This is a genomic window from Streptomyces nanshensis, assembly GCF_001751255.1.
Taxonomy (GTDB): Bacteria; Actinomycetota; Actinomycetes; order Streptomycetales; family Streptomycetaceae; genus Streptomyces; species Streptomyces nanshensis_A.
The window spans coordinates 1-4,848 of the sequence record NZ_LJGW01000652.1 but is presented as its reverse complement, the minus strand read 5'-3'; the positions used below and the strand labels follow the sequence as shown (position 1 = coordinate 4,848).

5 protein-coding genes and 1 pseudogene are annotated in these 4,848 nt (G+C 74.1%); 2 read left to right on the top strand and 4 right to left on the bottom strand.

Going from position 1 to position 4,848, the window contains the following annotated elements:
* From AN218_RS30930 to AN218_RS30920, 3 genes and pseudogenes are all read right to left on the bottom strand, one after another.
* Positions 1 to 566, bottom strand: a pseudogene (locus tag AN218_RS30930) (SUKH-4 family immunity protein); the annotation flags it as partial.
* 90 nt (positions 567 to 656) lie between these two features.
* On the bottom strand, positions 657 to 1,628 hold the full coding sequence (locus tag AN218_RS30925) for an SMI1/KNR4 family protein (RefSeq protein ID WP_070020343.1): 972 nt from the start codon (positions 1,626 to 1,628) through the stop codon (positions 657 to 659).
* Positions 1,629 to 1,774: 146 nt separating this feature from the next.
* Positions 1,775 to 2,638, bottom strand: coding sequence for a hypothetical protein (locus tag AN218_RS30920; RefSeq protein ID WP_141747772.1), 864 nt, complete (start codon positions 2,636 to 2,638; stop codon positions 1,775 to 1,777).
* 227 nt (positions 2,639 to 2,865) lie between these two features.
* Between AN218_RS30920 and AN218_RS30915 the strand changes: the two genes are divergently transcribed.
* Entirely contained in the window at positions 2,866 to 3,519 is a 654-nt protein-coding gene (locus AN218_RS30915; protein ID WP_079132775.1) for a YwqJ-related putative deaminase, read from the top strand.
* Complete coding sequence (locus AN218_RS30910; RefSeq protein ID WP_079132774.1) at positions 3,516 to 4,169, top strand: SUKH-3 domain-containing protein; 654 nt, start codon at positions 3,516 to 3,518, stop codon at positions 4,167 to 4,169. Before AN218_RS30915 ends, AN218_RS30910 begins: the two co-directional genes overlap by 4 nt.
* 71 nt (positions 4,170 to 4,240) lie before the next feature.
* On the opposite strand, the gene AN218_RS30905 is transcribed toward AN218_RS30910, so the two are convergent.
* Positions 4,241 to 4,848: sensor histidine kinase (locus AN218_RS30905; protein ID WP_420856040.1), on the bottom strand; the 608-nt coding region annotated here is incomplete at its 5' end.

Sequence of the window (4,848 nt, the reverse complement as noted above, 5' to 3'; positions counted from 1 at the left end):
TCCGGAGACGTCCCGCCGTCCACGCCGCCGGGGACGGGCGGGGAGAAGACCGTCGCGGGCGGAAGCTGTGCCTCGCCGCCGCCCGAACTGCTGGTGTCCGCCGCGTCCCACGGGCTCGCCGCCGCACCGGAAGCGGCACCGGCGCCCGAACTCGCGCCGGAACCAGCGCCCGCGCCCGCGCCGCGCCGGTGGTCCGGGATGCCCATCTGGTCGGCCGCCTGCTGGAGCCACTCCGGCGGCGTCAGCAGGAACGACGTCGCCTCCAGGTCCACGCGCTGCGGCGCCGCCGCGCCCGCGGCCGGTGCCGCCTCGGACGTGCCGTACTCCTCCTCGTAACGCCGGATGACCTCGCCCACCGGCAGCCCCGGCCACAGCGTCGTCTCACCGCTGTCCCGCGCTATCACCAGCCGCGTACGCGTCATCTCGCCGCCGGAGGACGGCGGTTCGGCCCACGCCACGAAGCCGAGGTCGAACTCCCGCACGCACACCTCGCGGTGGCGCTCGTCCGGCACATCGCCGTTGACCCAGCGCTCCGCGCGCTCCTGAGCCTGTGCGAAGGTCACCATCGCGCGCTCACTCTCCCACCCTCAACGTCGCTCAACGCCGGCCCGGTACACGGCCGGTGGCACCTGGCCCGCAGCCCGCCGCCGTGGCCCTCACACCGGTACGGCACGTGCGAAGCCGCCGTCCACCATCAGGTTCGCGACGGTCTCCAGCTCCGGCGGATCGCCCGCGAGCCGCAGCAGGAACTCGTCGAAGTCGGCGCCGCACGGCCGCAACAGCCGCTCCACACGGGCCTGTACGTCGAGCCCGTCCTGATCGCGCGCGTCGTCGAAGGCGCAGAACCACACCGAACCCGCCGACTCGCCCCGTACCTTGACCGCGATCAGCCCGCCCTGCACGAACCCCACCCCGAGGAAGTCCTTGGTGAAGTGGTCGCGCAGACACTTGTTGATGTAGACGAGGTCGTTGACCGCGGCGTCCTCCCGCACCGTGAAGAACGGCTGGTCGACCAGGAGCCCCAACTCCGCGTCCAGCGCCACCCCGTGCGGCGCACAGCCGCCCGCGGCCTTCAGGAACACCCGGTAGGACTCCGGCAGCCGATACCCCAGCCGCTCCTCCGCCTCCAGCACCTGCGCCTCGGAGACCGCCACCGGGTGCGGCACCGCGAAGTGCACCGGGCGGGTGTCCTGCAACGGACGCGTACCGCCCTTGCCGTGGTCGACGTTGGCCGTCGCCAGACCCCCGTGGTGCCGCAGCAGCACCTTCACCTCGACGGGGACCAGCTCCATGCGGCGGGAGAAGGGCACGTGGTGCCACGTCCAGCCGTGCGGCGTCGCCACCGGCGGCAGGTCCTGCCACAGTTCGTGACCCGAGGCGTGCAGCGCGGCGTTGGCCGACACATAGTCCGTCAGGCGCAGTTCGTCGCCGCCGAAGCCCTCCGGCGGCTCGGCGATCTCCGCGGCGGCACGCGCGTACGGGGTGAAGACCGGCAGGCCGTGTTCGTCGACCTGCACCCCCGCAGCGTGCCGGGCGGCCCGTACCGGGTCGGGAAACTGCACGACCTGCCCGGCGTACGCCCGGTTCGGCGGCGCCGCGTTCCCCGCCCCGAGCCGACCTGTCGTCATCGCGGAAAGCCCCCTGCTGCACGTCTGGCTGACATGGGACAGCCTATGCGGTACGGCGACGGCGGGGCACCGCCCGCCCGGCGCGGACACCCGCACCCGCGTACGGAACGGGCGTGCCGTACCGGCCGACGACCGGCCACCGGGGGTCAGCCCCCGGCGGCCTCCTTCAGCTTCTCGTCCTGCTTCTCCACCAGCGCATCGGCCACGCCCTGCGGCTCCCCGGAGAGCGAGACCGACATGAACGCCGCGGTGTTGGCGCCCGTACGGACGACCGTGAAGACCGTCGGGGAGTCCTGCCCGCGGGTGTCCTCCATCGTGAAGCGCACCGAATCGTCACCGACGCCCACCGGTCCGCCCGCCTTGATGCGCAGCCGCGTCTTCTCCCCCGCGCTGATCTTCCCCGTGAACGAACCGCAGCTCCGCAGCGCCTTCTTCAGCCGGCCCAGCCATCTGCTCGCCCCGTCGTCCTCGTACGCGGACAGCAGCACCTGCTGCACCGCGCCGCCCGTACTGAGGGAACCTTTCATCAGCACACCGCTCGTATACGCGGAACGCTTCTGCTCCGGCTGGGAGTCCACCACATCGGTGATCGGCGAACACCGCGCGTCATCCGACTCGATCGTGTTCTGTTCCGGGAGCGCGTCCTCGCTGTTGCGCTGCGCCCGATACCCCTTCACATCACCGGACTTCAGCAGCGCCTCGTTCAACTGCTTGCGGTCCAGCGGCGGTACGGCGTCACCGTCGCCGCTTCCGCCCTTCTCCGCCCCGCCGTCGCCGGACTCCGAGCCTCCGCTCTGCGCGCTGTCCCCGCCGCCGCCCTTGCCGCCCTTGCCCGCGTCGCCGTCGGACCCGCCGCTGCACCCCGCCGCCGCCACGGCCAGCACCGGCACGAGCAGCGCGGCGACCAGCGCACGCCGCACCCGCCGACCCGGCCACTGCTGCTTCCCGGAACCGCGCGCGGGGCTGCGGAGGTCACCGTCACTGCGGCGACGAAGAGAGGTGCGGCCCATCGCGGAACTCCTGCCTCTGAGGCTCGATGTAGACGGTCTAGCACTGATGCTCGCCCCAACCGTCCCGGCGCCACCACCCCTTATCGGACGAGTTCGTACGCCCGTACCTCTCCCGGGATGTGCCACTGGCATGATCGACTCGCCCCGCACGCTGCATACTTGGCCCGTCGCACCGCACACATCACGACACAAACGGCAGAAGGGGCCGTGCGGGGAGGAACCACCACATGAACACCGCGTCGCTGAATTCCCCGGCGTCCACACCGCCCGGGGCGGCCGGGCAGAACCCGGGCCCGGGCCCGGGACGTACGGCAGGCCCCGGCACCGCACCGGCCGCACCGGCCGCGCCACGTACGGGCCACGCACACGACGACCCCCGCGTCGGCTGGACCGCCGCACCCGAGGACACCACGCCCCCGCTGCACGCACGCCGCGACAGCATCCTCCCCGCCGTCGCCGCCGCCCTCTCCGTACGCGGCCGCACCCTCACCTCCACCGGGCACAAGGGCGACCAGCCCCCGGCACCGCACCCCCTCGTCCAGGACTTCCTGGACACTCTCACCACCGACCACCGGGCACGCCACACCGGACGCTGCCCCGAGACCGTCCTCGTCTCCCGCTACCTCAGCGCCACCGAGGCCGCACGCGCCGCCAAGCGCGCCAACCGCCGTACGGGCGGCGGCGATCCGAAGCCCCTCACCCACGGCGAAGCCAAACGCGCCCTGAAGAACGCCCGGCTCACCGCACGCCACATCCGCGAACACGGCGACCCGTACCACGGGCGCTACGCCCCGCCCTGTGCCGCGTGCGGAGCGCTCCTCGCGCACTTCGGGGTACGGGCCGTCGACCCCGAGGCCGCCGGCGCGAAGGCGTCCCGTTGAACCGGCCGCCCCGGCCACGGCCCCAGCCCGGATCCCATCCGCCGCCCGGACCCCCGGCGCACGGCACGGCCCGGGACGCGGCCGCACACCGGCGCACCTCCACCACCCGCTTCCCCGTCGCCGCCGACGACGCCCTGCGCAACGCGGGCTGGCAGCCCGGACGTTGGGACATGCGCCAGGCCGAGGAGTGGGCCGACGCCCTCCGCGGCCATGTCTCCCCCGGCGGCCACCGGCACGCCGTCTTCCCCGCCGCCGTCGAGGTCTGGGCCGAGTTCGGCAACCTGCCCATCGCCCCCACCGGGCCCGGCCGCACCATCGCCCCCGTCAGCGTCCGCATCGACCCGCTGCACGCCCTGCACGCCGCCCGCACCCTCGCCGACCTCGGCCGCGCCCTGCGCACCGAGATCTGCCCCCTGGGCACCGACGGACCCGACGCCGCGCTGCTCGCCATCGACACCGAGGCCCGCGTCTACAGCCTCGACCACTCCGGCGACTGGTATCTGGGACGGGACTTCGACACCGCGATCACGGCCCTGCTCACCGGCGTCCGCCCGGAACGCCTCATCAGGCCCGCCGCGCCGCCGGCCTCCGAGAGCGCGGGTACGAGTACGGCTACGGCTACGGACGTGGACGCGGATCCCGTCGCCTGAGCGACCCCCGACAACGGCGCACCGCTGACAACGGCAGACCCGCAGCGGCAGACAGCCGCCGCACAACGGCACTAGCGCGGATCCGGTTCCCGCCGCCGCGCCGGGATCACCGCCGAGACGCGGAAGCCCCCGACCTCCGTCGGGCCCGACACAAAGCCCCCGCCGAGCGCCGTGACCCGCTCCTGCATGCCGACCAGCCCGTTGCCGCCGCTCGGCAGCCCCGCACCGGCCGCGCCCGCGCCGTCCTCCGGGCACTCGTTCTCCACCTGCACCGCGACCTCGCCCTCGCGGTGCGCCAGCCGCACCCTCGTACGGGCACCCGGCGCGTGCTTGTGCACGTTCGTCAACGCCTCCTGCACCACACGGAACGCCGTCTGCTCCACGCCCGCCGCATAGCCCCGCGACGCACCGTCCACCGAGAGCTCGACGACCATGCCCGCCTCCCGGGACTGGCCCACCAGAACGTCGAGTTCCGCCAGCGAGGGCCCGTCACCGGAGCCGCCCTCCGCGGCAGCGTCCGTACGGGACGCACCGTCCGACGCCCCCGCCGTCCCCGCCGCACCGGCGCCGGCCTCCGCGTCCGCCGCGGCCCCGTCCACGGCCGCACCCGTATCCGTATCTGTGTCCGTGTCCGTGTCCGCGGTCCCGGCGGGCCGCTCGCCCGCGCCGTCCCGCGCCG